We start from the raw sequence: 18,274 nt of genomic DNA, 5'->3' as shown, positions 1-18,274 counted from the left end.
GCACCATGCACAGGACTTTCCTGCTTGCGGCCTACATCTGGCTGACCTTCAGCGGCACACTGCATTTTCTTATAGACGTGGTTTCGCAATATATGCGCCGTAAACATGTGCCAGGACCGGAGACAACCCTCTATTATGGCCTCAACACGTCGTTTGCACTGGGCCAGATTGTCTTTGGTCTCCTCTGCCTCTGGCTGGTCTGGCAGGCGCCAGAACTCAGCCATCAGCGAGTATTCACAACAGTATCGTTCGCCGCAGCTGCAGGCTGGCTCGCGGTCACGTTCGCCTTCATGAGCTATTGGGAACCAAGGGTGAATGTTATCGCCTTTGGGATCTTGTTGGCCGGGGCGCTCCTGAGTCGTTGAAGGCAGATACTGCAGGAATTACACCCGCGATCCGGCGATCAGAATGTCGACAAGACGCTTTGCGCTGGTCTCCCAGCCAGGTCCGGCCGAGAAGTTCGAGACCCCCGCCAAAGCCCGCAGTAGATCGAGTGGCTCAATCTCCGCCTTAAAGTCGCCACTGGCAACGGCAGATTCTACAAGCCTGTCGATCGCATTCTGAAGAATCATCCCGGACTGAGCGTAAAGCGCGCTCGTGCCCTCAACCAGACCATTGAGGGCGGGCGCAATCACATGTTTGGCGGCAATGTAATCCACGAACAACAGCATCCATGCTCGAAGCGCTTCTACTGGTGGATACTGTGCGGCCAGAGCCGGCGCAGCATCGGCCAAGCGATCCAGTTCCGCGCGATAGACGGCCTCAATGAGAGCATCACGATTGGGAAAATGCCGATAAAGCGTTCCAATCCCCACGCCCGCACGACGCGCAATCTCGTCCAGGGGGATATCGAGTTCACCCGCCGTAAACGCCGTCTTGGCGACGCCCAACAGGTGCTCCCTGTTGCGTTGCCCGTCACTCCGCGGTCGGCGGCGAGGCTTTTTTTCGTCGATCACAAGGTTCCCTCTTGTTAAACGGAGCATTGCTCCGTATATACTAAGCGGAGCAATGCTCCATATATAAGTTCGAGTGCTGTTTCAGCAAGAAACTGATGCACCATTCCAAGGAGTTTAACCGATGACGCAGATTTTTGGCGCACATTCGACAACTGAAGACGTCCTCTCCGGCGTGTCCCTGAAAGGCAAGCGCGTTCTCGTTACGGGCGTCTCTGCCGGTCTGGGCATAGAAACAGCCCGCGCGCTTGCTGCCCATGGCGCCCAGGTGGTGGGAGCCGCCCGTAATCTCACAAAAGCAGAGAGTGCCACGGCGCAGGTCCGTATGGACGCTGAACGCGCAGGCGGAACATTTGAACTGGTCACCCTGGACCTTGCCGATCTGAGCAGTGTCCGCGCATGCGCCGATCAGTTGAATGCAGTCGGTCTGCCGTTCGATCTCGTGATTGTCAATGCGGGCGTTATGGCAACGCCTTTCGGGCATACGAAGGATGGGTTCGAGACACAGTTCGGAACCAATCATCTCGGACACTTCGTGCTCGTTAATCGCATCGCGGGACTGATGCACGCCGGTGCGCGACTGGTCAGTCTGGCGTCGTCTGGCCATCGTTTTGCAGATGTTGATCTGAAAGATCCGAACTTCGAGCATACCCATTACGAGCCGTTCATCGGCTACGGGCGCTCCAAGACAGCCAATATCCTCTTCGCCGTTGCCTTTGATGCCCGCCATCGCGCGCGCGGGGTACGCGCCACGGCCGTTCATCCCGGTGGCATTCTGACCGAACTGGCGCGTCACATGCCGGCCGGTGCAATTGAGGCGATGGTGGCGCAGGTGAATGAACAGGCTGCGGCAGAGGGGAAACCACCGTTTCAGTTCAAAACCATTCCTCAGGGAGCGGCTACTTCGGTTTGGGCTGGTGTGGTGGCGGAGGCCGATGCGGTTGGAGGACATTACTGTGAGGATTGCCAAGTAAGTCCGGTCGTGCCCGATGACCAGCCAATCAGCCTCGTCAGTCAGGGCGTTCGTTCCTACGCCCTCGACCCTGCACACGCCGAAGCGCTGTGGGCAAAAAGCGAAGAAATGGTCGGAGAAAAGTTCTCCTGACGGGCCCTTGCTCTCCTGTTGCTGGGCATAACGGTCACGCCTGACACCCGGCTTTGCTGATCAGTGGCTCAGACGCAGGGAAGCTGAGAGTTTTTTCCTGCGCCTGAGCGCGCTACTGAGCAGGGAAATTTCTAACGATTGTAGACCTCTCGTTCGAAGAGAAAGCCGTTGGAGGATTTGAGCTATGCGCATTGCAGTTGTTGAGTGGCCAGACGAGCTGGAGCCAGATAGCACCGCCTGGAAGGCGATCATACAGGGTGTGGATGCCTCCAGGCCGGACATTCTGATCACGAATGAAATGCCCTTTGGGCCGTGGGTTGCTTCTGCGCCCGCCTTCGACACGGAAGTGGCAGCGCAAACTATTGCGATCCACGAGGCAGGCCTTGTTGCGTTATCGACCCTGTCAGCCAAAGCAGTAATTTCATCACGCCCGGTATGGGCAGGGAATAAACTTTCCAACGAAGCGATTGTGATAGAAGCGGGATGCGCAAAGGCCGTGCATCACAAGCAATATTTTCCCTCTGAGCCAGGCTGGTATGAAACCGCGTGGTTTGGCGCTGCGTCGGGCGAATTTGAAACTACCCGTATTGGTGATATCGACGTTGGAGTTCTGCTTTGCACAGAACTTATGCTCAACGAACACGCCCGGGCCTATGGCCGTCATGGCGCACCGCTTATTGCGATACCCAGGGCGACAGGCGTTTCCAGAGATCTTTGGCATTTGGCGGGGAAATTTGCGGCAATTACGAGCGGCGCATATGTCGTTAGCTCAAACAGAGTGGGCTCAGTCACCGGTCCTGTCTTTGGTGGAGGGGGCTTTGTATATTCTCCAACCGGAGAGTTGCTGGCGACGACTGATGCTGACCATCCGCTGGCAGTATTTGAATTGGATGCTGCTCTGAGCAAGCGTCAAAAGCTCTGTTATCCGTGCTACGTCGCAGAATGAGCAACACTTATCACCCATGTCGTTACACGAGAAAATTCATCTCCTCTCTCCCCGTCAATGCCTGGGGCACAATACCTGAGGTATAAAAGTAACTCTTGATTCAGCCGCGGCTATGCCCACGCAGGATGAAGCGGCTTTGCCGCTTTTCCCGAGGTTGAGCGGGAAGCGACAAGACTGATCCAAGCCTCAGCTTCAAATAATCGTTTGCCATTTCTATGTCTCTGTTTGTTCATCCATTCCCCCAAACCGCCTTCGGTAAACTGCGGGCGTGACACCCGTTTGCCGCTGAAAAGCACGACGGAATGTGTCAATGTCCCTGAAGCCAAAAGCGACAGCGACCTGCTTGGGATAATCCCCGGCCTCCAGTCTGGCACGCGCAAGATCAATGCGGATCTGCTCGACCCATTGAGCCGGAGTTATGCCAAATTCCTGATTGAAAATCCGTGTGAAATGACGGGCGCTGAGCCCCGCTCGGTTCGCCAGAGCCGCCGTACTGGCGTCTTCGTCGGGATGAGCAATGAGCCATCTTTGGATATCCTGGATGATTGAGCGTCCGGCAGGTCTGACTTCACCCCGTCTGCTGAATTGCAACTGGCCTCCCGGCCGTCGGAAAAACATGACCAACTGGGATGCGACGTCTTTTGCAAGCGCAAGACCGCAGTCTTCCTCGACCAGAGAGAGTGCAAGATCGAGGCCAGCGGTCACGCCGGCGGCTGTGCGGAGCGGTCCATCTCGCACGTGTAGCGCATCGGCCTCGATGTCTGCGGCGGGACATGCCCGAGCAAGTTGATCGACTACGGCCCAGTGGGTCGTCACGCGCCGACCATCAAGAAGACCTGAGGCCCCTAAGAGCAACGCGCCCGTGCAGATGGAGCCATAGCGACGGCAATCTGGTGCGACACGGCGGATCCAGTCGACAATTTTCGGCTCATAATGAGTGTTTTTCAGGCCCGGCGCACCGGCAATCAGGAGGGTATCGAACCGCCCGAAAGCGTCATCTACGGTACAGTCCGGTAGAAACCGCATTCCAGATGACGATTCAATCGGCCGGTCAGAGATACCCACGACAAAAAGAGCATACGCTTTATAGCCGATCTGGCTATTAGCCTCTGCGAACACATCCAACGGGCCTGAAATATCCAGCATCTGTGCACCGGGGAGCGCCAGAATGCCAATTTTGCGCATATTCTTTCCGTGTCCTGCCATGATGTAAAATGTCCTGTTTCGTCGTCAAACGACAATATGAGACATTGTATCCAAAAGATATGATTTGGGCAGACATACAGGGAAAGGGAAACCAATGCCCACCATCGAGATACCCGACAGCAAATTGGCGAAAGAGATCGCGGAACTCGTGCGCGACACCGAAACAGAGCTTCTGTTCAACCATTCCAGCCGCGTTTATATGTTCGGCGCCCTGGCCGGTGCACACAGAGGACTGAATTTTGATCGTGAGCTCCTTTACGCAGGAGCCATGTTTCATGATCTCGGGCTGATGTCTCCTTACAGCAGTCCCCATGAGCGTTTCGAAGTGGACGGAGCCAACGCGGCGAAAGCGTTTCTTTCCGGTCGGGGGATTGCCCCCCAGGATATTGACTTGGTCTGGACGGCGATTGCGCTTCACACCACGCCCGGCATTCCCAAACATATGCATCCGATTGTTGCACTCGTGACTGCAGGTGTGGAAATGGATGTTCTCGGTCTTACCTACGACGAATATACGGGTATTGAACGAGATACGGTCATCAAGACATTTCCTCGTACACCGCATTTCAAGGAAGACATTATTCAGGCTTTCTACGACGGTATCAAACACAAGCCAGAAACAACATTTGGTAACGTGAAAGCCGACGTTCTCGCTGACAAGGACCCTCATTTCCACAGGGGCAATTTTTGCAGCGTTATCCGTTGTTCGCATTGGAGCAGCTGATAACGTCACTGTTATATAGGAACAGGTTCGACAAGTCCCTGCATGCCGACCGGGTTGCTTACCCAGCTCGGTCCTCTCATCGGTCTGGAAACCATCCCGGTCTTACCGGACACTGTTACTTGTTTTAGCAGACAGCAGGATTTTACCCTGTCGCATGCGTTCCTGAGTTTCGTTGGTAACTGGTCTGACTTCTCTCAGAGAACGATAGAGAGCAGTTACCAACGACGAACGCTTATCTAACATCGCCAGCAAGACCTGAGCTGGTCCAGTTGGCTGGCGACGCCCATGTTCCCAGTTCAGACGGTCCCCTTGGCGACCCCGATGCTCCTGGCGAACTGTGCCTGAGAGAGCCGGTTCGGGTTCTGATGGCCGCCCCGTCCATAGCCGGAACACGCACCTGGTGGGTCACGCTGTTTTCGGCCTGGGCTTTCGAATAGCAAGAGCCTCATTGAGACCCGGCAGAATGCAGTCATAAGCGCCCATAATGGGTTCCCCGTATTTCGCGATCAGAGTCTTGCTTAAGTCTATCAGGGCGGACTGTTCAGACCGGATCAGATTTTCTTTTTTGGCAAAAACAATCAGCAAGGGCAGATGTCTTCCACCAAAGATGTAACGGGTTCTGTACCCTCCCCTCTTCCCGCTACCATAGGGTGAAAAGCAGATCTGTCGCAGGCTGCCGCCCAAAGAAACGCCAGAATAGCGGCCCATAAACTTCACACTATATCCAGAACCATCGGTTTTCTGCCGTAAAATCTATGTCCGTTTTTCCTCTTTTATCGGACATAAGGTATGACGCACGAAAGAAAGACCCCTAAGGGCCTTTTCGAGGCGTGTACTGCAAGATGCGCGTCCATGGATAAAGGCGTCTCCCGGAAAGACAGTCCGATCGTCTCTGCTGCCTTCTGCAAGAAGCATCTCAACTCACGCAGACCTGCAACCATGTCTAGGTGTCACGGCCGCTTTTGGGAAAACGGAATATCTCCTTTTCAGGGAAAAAGGCATAAAATAGATACGAATTTCCTAATAGGTTTTTTATATGCTTATTTGTATAGCATATTGCATATTCGAGTAGGATTGTTCTAAAGCTCTCGTCCTACCGAGGGTCCATAGTTCCTCCAAACATCTTTGCAGACTGTTCATCATGCCTCTTCCAAAACGAAGCATTCCATTCATTCACCGTCGTAATTATAGCAATTGCTATAACATAATGAAGTTTCTATTAATCATAAAATGCCCTCTTGCCCGCAAGGGAGTCGCTGTAGGACTATTTTTTCTCGGTACAGGCGTGGCTTGTTCTGCAGCACTCAATATCGATGGAACGGCATCCGAAAAATCGTCCGGTATCAGCTATTCTCCTGGGCATTTTTCTAGGAGTAGCACCCGCATTATGAAAAAAACTGCCTCCATTAATGCTGCGGTTCCCAGGCAAAAAACATCCCATTCCGAACAGATCAGTGTCGTCGGCCACCTCAACCGGGAACGCGCCCATATTTTCCCCGGGCTCGGCGCGGTGGATTACAACATCGGCCAGCAACAGATCACGGCTACACCCGGAGGCCAGAACGCTGCCTTCAGCCAGATACTTCTGCGCGTTCCCGGTGTCGTTCTAGACAGCTACGGCGAGGTCCATGTCCGCGGCGAACATGGCGGACTGACCTATCGCGTTAACGGAGTGCTTCTACCCGAAGGGCTAAATGGTTTCGGGCAGGAGATCGACACCCGGATCATCCAGTCCGTGGACCTGCTGACCGGCACCCTGCCGGCCCAGTTCGGCTTCCGCACGGCTGGCGTGGTGGATGTCACCACCAAGACGGGTGAGAATCTCAAACACAATCAGGTCTCGCTTTATGGCGGGAGTTACAACACATTCGTGCCCTCGCTCCAGTTTGGTGGGCAGCATGGAAAACTGGACTATTTCACCACCCTGTCCTTCACCCGCAACAATATCGGCATCGAGAACCCCAGCAATACCTTCCGTGCTGTTCACGACGTGACCAAGCAGGAAAAGGCTTTCTCCTATCTTTCCTGGCACATCGACGACAAAAGCCGCGTCACGCTGCTGACCAGTGCCTCATATGCGGATTTCGAGATCCCTAACTCGTTCAAGACATTCGATGCGAACAGCCCGGATTACACGACCATCTATGACACTGCCGGCGTAAATCCCCATGATCCGTCCATGAACTGGGCTAACCTGAACGACAGCCAGACGGAACAGAACTACTACGCGGTACTGTCCTATCAGCGTACGACGGACAAGATGAACTTCCAGGCTTCGCCCTATTTCCGTTACGGGCGAATTGATTACACGCCCGATCGTGACCGGGACCTGATCTATCAGGGCGTATCCGAACATGAAGTCAACGACTTCACAACCGGCGGCATGCAGTTCGACCTATCTTACGAGATCGCGCGCTATCACACATTACGCGCGGGGCTCCTTGGCCAGTACACGTCCGAGCGGCTGGACACCAACACGCTGGCATTCCCCGTCGATGAGGCCGGCAATCAGAGCTCAAACGTCCCGGCGCGACTGATCGACAATACGGGGAACTGGTCGGTCGAAGCGGGTGCCTATATCCAAGATGAATACAAGATCACCGGGAACCTGACATTCAATTACGGTGTCCGCTACGACCGTTTCGCGTCGTCTTTCGACAATGAAGGCCAGTTGAGCCCACGCGCGAACATGGTCTGGAAGCCGACACGCAACACGACCCTCCATCTGGGCTATTCCCGTTATTTCGCTCCGCCCTCTCCACAGTATGTTTACCCCTCCACGCTGGCCAAATTCGCAGGCACGACCAATGCCGCTGCGAACACAGTCAATGATGCGACCAAAGTTGAAAAATCACACTACGTGGATGGCGGCATCCTTCAGCGCATCACGCCTGAGTTCCAGATCACGCTCGACGCCTACGCGAAATGGGCCCACAATCTCACTGATCTGGGGCAGTTCGGTCGTGCGGTGATCCTCGCGCCCTTCAGCTACAGGCGCGGACTCGTCTATGGCGCCGAATTCGGCAGTTCCTGGCGGCATGGACCGTGGTCGCTTTTCGGCAATTTTTCTTACGTCAAAACATCGGCCCGCGACATCAACTCCGCACAATACCAGTTCGATCCGGCTGAACTGGCCTACATCAAAAAACATGCCATCCAGCTCGACCATCAAGGTGAATTCACAGCGACGGCCGGTGCTTCATGGGCTACGAAATACGATATGGCCTATATTGATTTCGTCTATGGCTACGGCCTTCGCAGCGGCTTTGCGAACCTTAAGAAGGAACCGCAATACGACGTGTTCAATGCCGGTTACCAGCACAGCTTCACGAAGGTGCCATTCGGACACGACATCAAGATCCGCGTTGATGTCGTAAATCTATTCGACAAACGCTACCAGCTCCGAGACGGCAGCGGCGTCGGCATCTATCAGGCCCAGTACGGCCAGAGGCGCGGAACTTTCTTCTCGGCCGTCTCAGAGTTCTGATCCAGAACGTAACCAAAGATATCCTGAGTTCTGTATGACTTCGGATTGTCCGCTATCAGAGGCAAAAGCGGTCAGTGCGGTTACGCCTACATGTCGGACGCTAGAGCGTAGCCCTACGCTTTCCCCGAAGACGACGTGGCTCATGGCTTGCGAGGATTGGTCTCCAACAATCCCGAAGCAACTCGGCCGATCCTCACCCTGCTGTAGGGTCCGGTTTCGGAGTGAAAGGCAGAGGCTCGTAGGGAGCGGATTGCGATAAATTTGGTCGTTTTGGCCCGGAAAGTCTCACCACTTCGAAGACGCGGAGCAGGTCCTCGTCGGTCAGTCTGACCGTGCCCGACCAGTCTGCGCCATTTCCTGGGCGCCCGCCGGGTACGATCGTTGGCCATTCGCGGTGAACGTCTTGCCAACGATTTTTGTTATTATGCTTGAGAAGGTTTACGAGGCTAGTCACACTCTTGAGAGATTTGTGCGTACTAATATTCAAACAACTTTGACAAAAATTCTCTAGTTCTTCGTGGCCTCTGGGGAACTTCACTGATGGTCTATCTTGGTTAGGGGGAGCCTGTGAATAGGCGTGGTACCATTCAGAAACGGACCTCTCCCAGTGGTGATAAGCTGCGACGCAGAACGCTTTGCGTAGTTCGTTGAGCGCATCCTTGGCCATATCGATGTCACACTCGACATCGTCTTGTTCTGACCAATCCTCACACCCTTCGTCATATAAAAAGTTCTTTCGAACATTCGGTGGAAGCAGCGTGAGCTGTTTTTGCAGACCCCCAATCTTCGACCGAAGGGCATCAAGGCCGGTCTGAGCAGCGATGCACAAAATGTCTATTCCGCTGTAGTATTTAATGCGCTGCAGCGGCAGAGCGACCTTGCCAGCCATTTCAGAAATTTTGTATTTTATCCGCTTTTCCATAGGCATCGGAGGACCGTAAGACCTTCTGACGCGATTTCTTGGAACGGTCATTTTCGCTCCACTTCCGAGGCTATAAGCTGCAGGGGACTGGATCTAGTCGGTAGCTTTAACACTGCGAATGGCTGCTTTCGGTCATCCCTTCATCATAACCGACTTTCCGCTCCCCTCCCCTATAGTTGACATCTTGATGATAATGACTGCGGTACTGCCTTTTCATTCAGCGGCAGGGAGCGCCTCAGATAGCAATGGTGAGTTTCAAACAGGCATAAGAGCTTAAAGCTTACGATCGCTCAGGACACGACAGTCTTACTCCGTAAATTCCATGTCCAGTTTTTCTTTTATCGGACATGGAGTAGTTTTTCATCATGCCGTGAAATGTGCTGGAATTCCTCACTGACGAGAATGGCGCTTTAGCCTCAGGCCCCATTTGATTTTTAGGTGGAATTTGATTCAAGCTCTGCGAGGAGACTGGAGATGGGTGACCTGTCTTGGCTGAAGGACAAGCAGATGGCGCGTCTTGAGCCATTTTTCCCGTAGAGCGATGGGAAACCTCGTATGTATAATGGACAGCTTGGTCTTCGGGAAAGCAGAGCGCCAGACCGTTATGAGGTGATGCGACTTACCTGAAGGCCCATCGCAGGGCGTGGAGGCTAGGGGTAAAAAAGGATCCGGGTCGCGTGATTGCTCGCACCACAGGTGGCATGAAGACGAAGCTTCATGCCATGTCCGCCCGCAATGGCAGACCTCCGAGTTTCTTCATGACGGCAGGTTGGGGCAGCGGCCCTTCCCGACAGTTTGCCAAAGGCCCACTGGTTGTAGACAGACAGGGACTATGATGCCGGCTGGTTCCGTAATGCTCTTCAGGTGAGAGGGATCAGGCCATGTATTCCCGAGCGAAAATCCCGCGCGCGTCCCGTCAAACACGACAAGCGGCATTATAAACACTGCAACCGCATCGGGATCATGTTTGGAAAGCTCAAGGACCAGAGGCGTATCGCCACTCACTATGAAAGATGGCCGAGAATGAGACGGTGGCCATCTGTCTCAGTGCAACCGTCATGTTCTGGCTACGAGGCCTGAGCCTTTTCGCAAAGCACTTACCTGCCCAATTGGTAACGGCATGAGCGCAGGGCAAGGGAGGAATTTGTGCGTCTCTATGGATTTCAGACGTGATGGGGAAGCTAGCGCTTCCCCATCATCATTCAGAGCCCGTTATCCGACGTGACGCAGATCAGCCTGGGAGACAGGAGCGTCCATCAGATAGGGTCCACTGGACACGATCTGAATGGAAAGAACGCTCGGCTCTCTGGTCAATGTGCCACCACTCTGCAGAGGCAGAGCTGCATTGCCCTCTGTCCAGCGATATGCGGAGGATTCCAGAGCATGCCAGCCTGACAGATCAGCCACAGAAAGATGCGCTGTCAGGCTCACCGTCTGCCGGGCCGCAAAGAGCGAAACGTCCCCGACAAGAACACCGAGATCACGGCGATCGTCCACGAACGGTCCGATCGTGTCACTCGGACGGCTGGTCCGTGAAACCACACGGACAGTCACAACATTCGTGGGGATCATGAACATGACCCGATCGTTCGTCTGACGTAGCGGCCGGATAACCTGACCAAAGTTCGTGACCAGATGCAGATCCGGATCCGTGGTCAGTTCAGGCTGCGTCACAGCACTTGCCGCGCGTGCTGCAATCTTTGCATGGATCGGCTCGATAAATGCACGCGAGGTCTCAAGTGGAAGCGTTTTCGAACCGCCAGCTTTTGATCCGCCAAAGAGTGCGGTCACGGTGTGATTGTCGAACTGGCTGCGGTTACCCGTGTCCAGATAGCTCTCGGTCAGTGCATTTTCCGCCCAGACTGCTTCGTGGCTCTCCAGTTCTACATGATAGTAAGTATAGCTGTTGATCGTGCGATCAATCAGGATCGAGGTACCGTTGACCAGCATACGGGCCGGAACAAGCTTGCCCTCGAAGACCATGCAGTGTTCCTGCGTCACCAAGAGATCACGGGACGGTACACCATCGGCCAGAGCGCCCTCTCGGATGCGGACGAGCCAGTTTTCTTCCGGCACAGGCTGGCTGGAGACGGTGATGGAACGATGGCCTAGCCATTTGACGGGCATGGCACCTTTGGGTGTCATGACCAATGTACCCGGCACGAGGGTCTCGACGGTTGCTTCGCCGTCTGGTGTCGTGATCGAGGTGCCTTCTGCAAAACAGGTGGAATAGATCAGACCGCCATTGCTGTCAGACGACAGCGTATAGCCATAGCTGCTGGCCCCAGGCACGTTGAGCGAGTAGGTCCCGCCCGCGGTGTAGAACGTGATGCCGGTGGTTGTTGTGGTGACGCTGGTGACACTCGCTGCCGGAATGGACGCCAAGTCGATCGTATCTGCAGGAGACCAACCCGAAATGGTGTTCGTTGGCATTGTCGTGCCGCTGATAACCAGATGCGCACCGTCGCCAGATAGCAAAATGCTATTGCTACCGACAGTACCGTTAACGACGAGTGTGCCACCAGAAGAGACAACAGCCTGCCCAGCGATCGTACCGCCAGAAACAACAGCTACGGTGCCACCATTCTGAATTGTGGGCGTGGAGATCGCGGCACCACTTAGAACATTGAAGGTAACGTTATTGGAAACAGTCCAGGTTCTAGTATCTTTAAATCCGGATTCCAGATTAACAACACCACCATTCGACGTGAAGGTTGTATTGTTGGTTCCGCCAGTTACTGTATAAACATTCAGCGTTCCGCCATCGACTACCGTGCTGGATACAACACCGCCCTGAACGTTTATCGTGCCACCGGAAGAAATACGCGAAGCGGACAGAACAGCACCTGAATTAACGGTAATCGTATTTCCGCTGGTGGCATAATTTCCGTTGGTTGCAGTAAAGGTTACGCCAGACTCAAGAATAAAATTACCGCCTGTACCAACGATTGTCGTGCTTGTCGTATTGTTAGTGTACAGGTCGAGCGTGCCGCCGCTTATGACAAGATTTTTCCCTGCACTTGTATTTGCAAGAAGAGTTGCAGAAGCACCGCTTCCAATCGTCTGGTTCGCGAGAGTTGCACCGGAAGATACAACTTCTGTAGTGCCTGCACCGGAGAGCGTGCCGCCAGAAATAGTCGCTGCGTTCGTGATTGTACCGGTCAGGATAGTTGCGGCATCCGCGATTATGGACCCACCGGTGGAGATCGTGGCACCGCTGATCACAGCCCCAGATGTTGCACTCAGTACACCACTGCTGAATGCATATGCTGCCAGCACTGTCGAACCACTCTGAGCGTCGACGGTGCCACCATTAGCAATAAAGGGGTTATCGGCTGTTCCCCCGACGTAGACGTGCCTGATACCCCCGCTTTGAATCACCCCCTGATAGGAAGAGCCACCGCTAGAGATATAATCCTGTCCTGCGCTACCAACGACACCATTGCGGACAATGCCACCGAAGCCAACATAACGTTGCCCACTGTTGCTTTGATCCTGGGTGGCCCCGCCGGATGAGACAACTTCTACGTCTCCATACACGAGAGCATTCGAAACCACTTGCCCAGAAGAAACTATATAAGTCGCCATTGCGTGTGCATCCTCAATCATCAGCCATGGAGCGTAATGTGAAAGCGTTCACGCTCTGGCCAAGTGAACTGTTTCACTGCAATTACCCGTCATCCGTATGGGGGCAGCGGCAATGAGAGGAAAAAACAAACACCCTTCAGGCATGAACTCAAGCTTTTTCCGATAAAGCTTGGCATGAGATTTTAACGTTTTTTTTACACACGAACAAAAAAACAGGCCAAAAAAATATTTGGAGTTTGAAAAGTCTAGAAATAATCAGACATTTTTCTTTTTCCAATAAAAATCCGAAAATCAATGTATCCACCTAGAGGACCAGAATATTTCTTAATCACAAAAACCGATTCGCCGTAGCTTTGACGAGAACTTTGGATTCGAAATGGAGTCTGGAGATTTTTCGATTTAATCAAAATCGGAAATTCGCCCGCAAGTGATGAGAATTTGAAGAAAAATCAGATCAGATTTCATTTTGAAATTCAGAATGCTTTCAAGCATCGCTCTAGGTTCAGGATCCATTGATTTGAGTGCGGCAATCTGATTCAGGGTCTGTGGGGAGACTGAAGATGAGCGATCTGTTTTGGCTGACGGACGAACAAATGGAGCGTCTGCGGCCCTTTTTCCCAAAGAGCCATGGTAGAGCCCGCGTTGATGATTGCCGGGTGTTGAGCGGCATCATTTTTATCAATCGGAATGGCCTGCGCTGGCGTGATGCGCCCCGGGAATATGGTTCCCATAAGACGCTCTACAACCGTTGGAAGCGCTGGGGCGCCATGGGGATCTTCGCACAAATGACGGACGGGCTGGTTGCCGGAAAGGCAAAGCCCCAGACCAACATGATTGATGCGGCGTATCTCAAGGCACACCGCACGGCTTCGAGCCTGCGGCTAAAAAAGGGGATCCAGGTCGCCTGATCGGCCGAACCAAAGGTGGCATGAACACGAAGCCGCATGCGATCACTGATCAAAGCGGACGACCGCTGAGCTTTTTCATGACTGCGGGGCAGATCAGCGATTATACCGGCGCCGATGCCCTGCTGGACAGTCTTCCTGCAGCACAATGGATGCCGGGAGATCGCGGGTATGATGCCGACTGGTTCAGAGACGCCCTGGAAAAGAAAGGGATAAAGCCCTGCATTCCAGGACGGAAATCTCGCGGAAAACCGGTCAGATACGACAGGCGAAAATGTAAACGCCGCAACCGCATCAAATCATGTTTGGAAGGCTCAAGGACTGGCGGCGGGTCGCAACCCGTTACGACAGATGCCCGACCGTCTTCTTCTCAGCCATCTGCCTCGCCGCAACCGTCATGTTCTGGCTATGAGTCCTGAGCCTAACGAAATTTATCATTATCAACCTAATAATGTGTCTTCAGAGCGTGAAGTTGACACGCCCGTAGTAGTATCCGCCCGTCATCGGCACCTGTGAAGAGAAGGTGTCATACGGATTTCCACCCAACTGATTCAGTTCGCCAGGCAGCTTACGTGGACGAATATTAAACACATTATTTGCACCTACCGCGACATGCCAACGCGAATTTACCCGGTAACCGATCTCAAGATCCGTCAGCCAACGCGGTGAGTTCTTGAACTGCGCAAAGCAACTGCTGGATTGCGAAAGCTGCTTACCATCAATTGGGCAGATCGCAGCAGTCGGTGTCCAGTCCTGATACGTCATCATGTCAGTTGTCTCACCATAGCGCGTCTGACGAACATTGATGTCCCACTTCCCAACTGTCCACAATGCGTTCAGGATAATTTTGCTACGCGGATAAGCTGTGGTGAGATAGGCGATATTTTGCGCGTTTAGTAACGGTGAGCCTGTTGAAGACATGCCATTATGTGTCAGACGCGTGCGATTCAGATCCAACGCCATGGAAAGCGTGAGATTACCGTACCGATGCATGCGGAACATGTAATCCGCTTTGATATCAAGGCCTTGGGTGCGTGTGCTAGCACCATTGGTAAAGTAATAGGTCTGAACAGAGTTTTCAGAAAGCTGTGTGAGGGCTGGCAAGGAAACTCCCATTCCTTCAAGAGCGGCGATGGCGGGAGCACCCGTCACATTACCACCTTGCACGACACGATCCCGGATGTTGATCTGGTAGACGTCTGTTTCGATGTGGAACCCGTCAATGGGTTCCAGCACGATACCGCCCGTCGCACTTGTGGAACGTTCCGGCTTCAGAGGAGAAGCGCCTGTGGCCCGTGCTTCGGAAGAAGAAACCGGAAGCAGTCCCAGCACCGACGTTGGGCCGACGTTAATCGCACTATAGTGCTGTTCCGCCATTGTCGGTGCACGGAACCCGTTGCTGATCGTCGCACGTAGACCAATGCGGCGTGTGATGTCATAGCGGGTCGAGATCTTGCCGTTCTCGGTATTGCCGACATCCGTATAGTGTTCAAAACGACCTGCGAAATCCAGATCCCAGTTCTTGAGCGGGTGGAAATCACCATCCAGATATGCGGCCCAGACGTCACGATCCCACTTGCCCGCATCCTGCGGTGTCAGACCGGCAAGAGCTGATGTTCCGCCATATTCGTAAGACGCCGGCTCGCCTGCGAGAATGGTATACTGCTCAAGCCGGTGTTCACCGCCAAAGGCAAGCGTCATCGGCACAACATTCGCGATCTTGAAGTTGCGACGAAAATCGAGGTTGTTGGTCCACTGCGCAAGGCGGAAATTGGATGTCCGCACCGTGGTTGGGCTGTAGCCCGTTGCAGCGTACATGTTCGGGTTGGTCGTGTTCTGGTTGGAGATCTTGTCGAGATCCTCACCCCAGGTGCTACTCAGATCCCAGTCAAACCCAAAGAAGTGACGTCCTTTCAGACCGAGGGTCGCCGCATAGTCGTTTTCATCGATCGTCTCGAGGGGGGAATAACCAGATGGAAACAGTTCCGGATTACTGGCGCTACTACCCGACGGAACACGGTAGTTTTCATAGGCTTCTGCGTGACGATGCGCATATGTGACCTGGCCATAGAAATCGACATTGTCAGTCAGTTTTTTGCCAAAATCGATCCCAAGGTTTTCACGTGTTTCCTCAGGTGTGCTCATGATTTTGTTGGAATTTTTGGGAACCTTGACTGACCCCGTGTACAGCTCATTTGCAGCACCCGCAGGCACATAACCTGCCAGTCGGTTGTCCACCGTGTTCGTCACAAAATGGTCAGTATGATACACTTGACCGGAAATGTGCATATAGCCATCCCGACCGAGCTTCAAACCGCCGTCGGCGTTGAGCTGATACTGCCAACCATCGCCATTATAAGCATTTGCACCAGTCTGGGCGCTCATGCTCAGACCGTGATCCTGCTTCTTGGTAATAATGTTCACAACGCCTGCAATGGCGTCAGAACCATACATTGCGGCCGCACCGTCTTCCAAGACTTCGATATGATCGATCATGTTCGCCGGGATCATGTTCAGATCGACTGGCGTAGCACCGAAATTCGGACCGGCATCAGCGTTGATGTTTGCTGTGGTATGACGACGCTTGCCATCCAGAAGAACCAGGACCTGATTTGGGTTCAGACCCCGCATCCGGATGAAGGATGTCAGGGCGCCTGCATCATTTCCCATCGTGCTCATATTGATAGACGGATAAGTCTTTGCCAGCGCGTCGGCCAGGTTCATCTGACCTGAGCGGCGTAGCGTTGCACTTGAGAGAACAGTAATCGGGTTTGTGCTTTGACGGGCATGGCGATTTGTGGCGTGCGTCCCCGTGACAATCAGCCCCTCTTCTCCACCCGAGACGGACTTCACCTGCCGACTGCGCATTGCATCTTTCTGAACTGCAGCCCGGCCTGCTGCCTTTGCCTGCGATTTGTGCACGGGCGTCTTCAGCTGATCTGCCGGCGCCTTTGTCGTAGCGGCCATAACTGAGCCGGTACTGAAACTGACAGAGAGGAAGGTGGAATAAAGCGCAAGTTTCCTGATATTCATGATCGGCTCCATTGCCCTGCCCGCGCAGGGATATCAGTCGTTTTTTTTTCAGAGGCGATGGAACAGAGGCTGCAAAGCCCCATATCACACCGGGTATTTAAAAAGTCTGGGAAGTCACGCAGCGGTGGGACTCAAAAGCCGCATAAGAGCGCCCGCAACCACCTTTGTCGCGCGCCGCAGATCTTCCAGGACCACATGTTCATTGGCTCTGTGCCCATTCGCATCCTGCAGACAACGTGGACCAGCGCCATACAGAACGGTAGGACAACCTGCATTGCTGTAGATCCGCGCATCCGTGAAAAGCGGCATTCCCTTTTTACTGATGCGCTCTCCGAACACAGCCTCTGCAGCATCCTGCAATGCGTGGATCAATGGAGCCTGCCCCTCGCTTGGAACCAGCGGCAACGCCAGAAGATGTTGCGACACAATGCACTCCACACCAGCAACTTCACTGGCGGCCCGCATGATTACGCGACGCAATTCTGCTTCCACGTCATCCGCCTGCTCATCAGGCAATATGCGGCGTTCCAAACGAAATCTCGCCTGCGCTGGCACCACATTTGCCGCAACACCGCCTTCGATCGTTCCGATCACCAGCGTGGGAGCATCAATACCCTCAATAGAACTATGATGCCCGGAGAGCTTATCTCGATATGCGTACAGCGCAGACATGACGCGGCAGGCCGCTTCGATCGCATCGGCACCGGTTTCAGGCCACGCAGAATGGGCGGCGCGCCCCGTAAAAGCGACGTCCAGCTGAAGGCTGCCGTTATGCGCGATCATCACGTCATACGTAAAACCAGCGCTCACCACATAGTCTGGCCTGCTCAATCCTTCTGCCAAAAGCCAGCCAGGTCCCACATGACCGCCGATCTCCTCGTCATACGTCAGATGAAGTTCAATTGTGCCCGAAACATTGGCACAGGCTTCTTTCAAAGCACGGAGAGCAAAGGCATATGTCGCGAAATCTGATTTTGAAACTGCGGCGCCACGTCCATAGAGCCGGCCCTCTTCAATCACTCCCGCGTAAGGATCATGGATCCAACCTTCCCCGGGTGGCACCACATCCCCATGCGCGTTAAGCGCGACCACCGGCCCTGATCCATCTCCAAAGCGTTCCCGAATGATCAGGTTGGTAGCGCTCTTCATACCGTGCCGCTCTACGAAATCCTGCGGAACGGTATGTCGCTCAACTTTAAAGCCCAGCTCTTCCAGTAACCCAGCTGAAAAAACGGCATGTGGGGCGCAGTCTCCAGGGGGATTATCGGACGGCACACTTACAAGCTTTTGCAGGAAGGGCACCTGCGCATGGTCAAAGTCACGATCGATGACGCTGCCAAGACAGTCGGTGGCCGTCTTTTCGTAACAGGAATCGTTTTCCGACATACCGCCCCCATTGAGCATT

The 18,274-nt window shown here is 53.8% G+C and carries 11 protein-coding genes and 3 pseudogenes; 7 read left to right on the top strand and 7 right to left on the bottom strand.

The features are described from left to right. Window positions 1-5: 5 nt before the first annotated feature. A complete protein-coding gene (locus tag GFR01_RS04520; RefSeq protein ID WP_099181417.1) occupies window positions 6-365 on the top strand; it encodes a hypothetical protein in 360 nt (119 codons plus the stop codon). An 18-nt stretch (window positions 366-383) separates the two neighbouring features. On the opposite strand, the gene GFR01_RS04515 is transcribed toward GFR01_RS04520, so the two are convergent. Continuing rightward, window positions 384-956, bottom strand: a complete 573-nt coding sequence (locus tag GFR01_RS04515) for a TetR/AcrR family transcriptional regulator (protein ID WP_063902808.1) — start codon at window positions 954-956, stop codon at window positions 384-386. A 121-nt stretch (window positions 957-1,077) separates the two neighbouring features. Here GFR01_RS04515 and GFR01_RS04510 point away from each other — a divergent pair, with 121 nt between their 5' ends. Together GFR01_RS04510 and GFR01_RS04505 are read left to right on the top strand one after the other, a co-directional pair. Beyond that, the gene (locus tag GFR01_RS04510) at window positions 1,078-2,058 is read left to right on the top strand and encodes an SDR family NAD(P)-dependent oxidoreductase (protein ID WP_099181416.1); all 981 of its coding nucleotides are present in this window, start codon (window positions 1,078-1,080) and stop codon (window positions 2,056-2,058) included. A gap of 184 nt (window positions 2,059-2,242) precedes the next feature. Next, window positions 2,243-3,004 carry a carbon-nitrogen hydrolase family protein gene (locus tag GFR01_RS04505; RefSeq protein ID WP_099181415.1) on the top strand — a complete coding sequence of 254 codons (762 nt, stop codon included), beginning with the start codon at window positions 2,243-2,245 and terminating at the stop codon, window positions 3,002-3,004. A 213-nt stretch (window positions 3,005-3,217) separates the two neighbouring features. Here GFR01_RS04505 and GFR01_RS04500 read toward each other — a convergent pair whose 3' ends face one another. Beyond that, entirely contained in the window at window positions 3,218-4,189 is a 972-nt protein-coding gene (locus GFR01_RS04500) for a GlxA family transcriptional regulator (protein WP_244902151.1), read from the bottom strand. Window positions 4,190-4,304: 115 nt separating this feature from the next. Between GFR01_RS04500 and GFR01_RS04495 the strand changes: the two genes are divergently transcribed. After that, window positions 4,305-4,934, top strand: coding sequence for an HD domain-containing protein (locus GFR01_RS04495; RefSeq protein ID WP_099181413.1), 630 nt, complete (start codon window positions 4,305-4,307; stop codon window positions 4,932-4,934). 192 nt (window positions 4,935-5,126) lie between these two features. Here GFR01_RS04495 and GFR01_RS16150 read toward each other — a convergent pair. Then, window positions 5,127-5,417, bottom strand: a pseudogene (locus GFR01_RS16150) (helix-turn-helix domain-containing protein); the annotation flags it as partial. 904 nt (window positions 5,418-6,321) lie between these two features. Here GFR01_RS16150 and GFR01_RS04480 point away from each other — a divergent pair. Next, a complete protein-coding gene (locus GFR01_RS04480) occupies window positions 6,322-8,421 on the top strand; it encodes a TonB-dependent receptor (protein ID WP_244902149.1) in 2,100 nt (699 codons plus the stop codon). 193 nt (window positions 8,422-8,614) lie between these two features. Here the strand turns inward: GFR01_RS04480 and GFR01_RS04475 are convergent, their stop codons facing one another. After that, window positions 8,615-9,394 (bottom strand): hypothetical protein, encoded by a 780-nt coding sequence (locus GFR01_RS04475; protein WP_145994549.1) that lies wholly within the window; start codon window positions 9,392-9,394, stop codon window positions 8,615-8,617. A gap of 423 nt (window positions 9,395-9,817) precedes the next feature. Here GFR01_RS04475 and GFR01_RS04470 point away from each other — a divergent pair. Beyond that, window positions 9,818-10,467 (top strand): annotated as a pseudogene (locus tag GFR01_RS04470) (transposase). Between the two features lie 88 nt (window positions 10,468-10,555). Here the strand turns inward: GFR01_RS04470 and GFR01_RS04465 are convergent. Then, window positions 10,556-12,931: a Hint domain-containing protein gene (locus tag GFR01_RS04465; protein WP_244902148.1), complete on the bottom strand. Its 2,376-nt coding sequence runs from the start codon at window positions 12,929-12,931 to the stop codon at window positions 10,556-10,558. A 560-nt stretch (window positions 12,932-13,491) separates the two neighbouring features. Here GFR01_RS04465 and GFR01_RS04460 point away from each other — a divergent pair. Further along, window positions 13,492-14,248 (top strand): annotated as a pseudogene (locus GFR01_RS04460) (IS5 family transposase). Window positions 14,249-14,295: 47 nt separating this feature from the next. Here the strand turns inward: GFR01_RS04460 and GFR01_RS04455 are convergent. Further along, window positions 14,296-16,869: a TonB-dependent receptor plug domain-containing protein gene (locus GFR01_RS04455; RefSeq protein WP_240283611.1), complete on the bottom strand. Its 2,574-nt coding sequence runs from the start codon at window positions 16,867-16,869 to the stop codon at window positions 14,296-14,298. Between the two features lie 114 nt (window positions 16,870-16,983). Then, window positions 16,984-18,255, bottom strand: coding sequence for an ArgE/DapE family deacylase (locus GFR01_RS04450; RefSeq protein ID WP_099181620.1), 1,272 nt, complete (start codon window positions 18,253-18,255; stop codon window positions 16,984-16,986). Between the last annotated feature and the right edge of the window lie 19 nt (window positions 18,256-18,274).

This window comes from Gluconobacter frateurii (genome assembly GCF_002723955.1).
In the GTDB taxonomy this organism is placed as follows: domain Bacteria; phylum Pseudomonadota; class Alphaproteobacteria; order Acetobacterales; family Acetobacteraceae; genus Gluconobacter; species Gluconobacter frateurii.
Note: the sequence above shows the minus strand (reverse complement) of the source record. Positions and strands in the feature narration are given on the sequence as shown.

Coding starts and splice junctions, on each gene's coding strand:
- GFR01_RS04520 (WP_099181417.1), top strand. CDS start 6: ATGCACAGGACTTTCCTGCTTGCGGCCTACATCTGGCTGACCTTCAGC.
- GFR01_RS04510 (WP_099181416.1), top strand. CDS start 1,078: ATGACGCAGATTTTTGGCGCACATTCGACAACTGAAGACGTCCTCTCC.
- GFR01_RS04505 (WP_099181415.1), top strand. CDS start 2,243: ATGCGCATTGCAGTTGTTGAGTGGCCAGACGAGCTGGAGCCAGATAGC.
- GFR01_RS04500 (WP_244902151.1), bottom strand. CDS start 4,189: ATGCGCAAAATTGGCATTCTGGCGCTCCCCGGTGCACAGATGCTGGAT.
- GFR01_RS04495 (WP_099181413.1), top strand. CDS start 4,305: ATGCCCACCATCGAGATACCCGACAGCAAATTGGCGAAAGAGATCGCG.
- GFR01_RS04480 (WP_244902149.1), top strand. CDS start 6,322: ATGAAAAAAACTGCCTCCATTAATGCTGCGGTTCCCAGGCAAAAAACA.
- GFR01_RS04475 (WP_145994549.1), bottom strand. CDS start 9,394: ATGACCGTTCCAAGAAATCGCGTCAGAAGGTCTTACGGTCCTCCGATG.
- GFR01_RS04465 (WP_244902148.1), bottom strand. CDS start 12,931: ATGGCGACTTATATAGTTTCTTCTGGGCAAGTGGTTTCGAATGCTCTC.
- GFR01_RS04455 (WP_240283611.1), bottom strand. CDS start 16,869: ATGAATATCAGGAAACTTGCGCTTTATTCCACCTTCCTCTCTGTCAGT.
- GFR01_RS04450 (WP_099181620.1), bottom strand. CDS start 18,255: ATGTCGGAAAACGATTCCTGTTACGAAAAGACGGCCACCGACTGTCTT.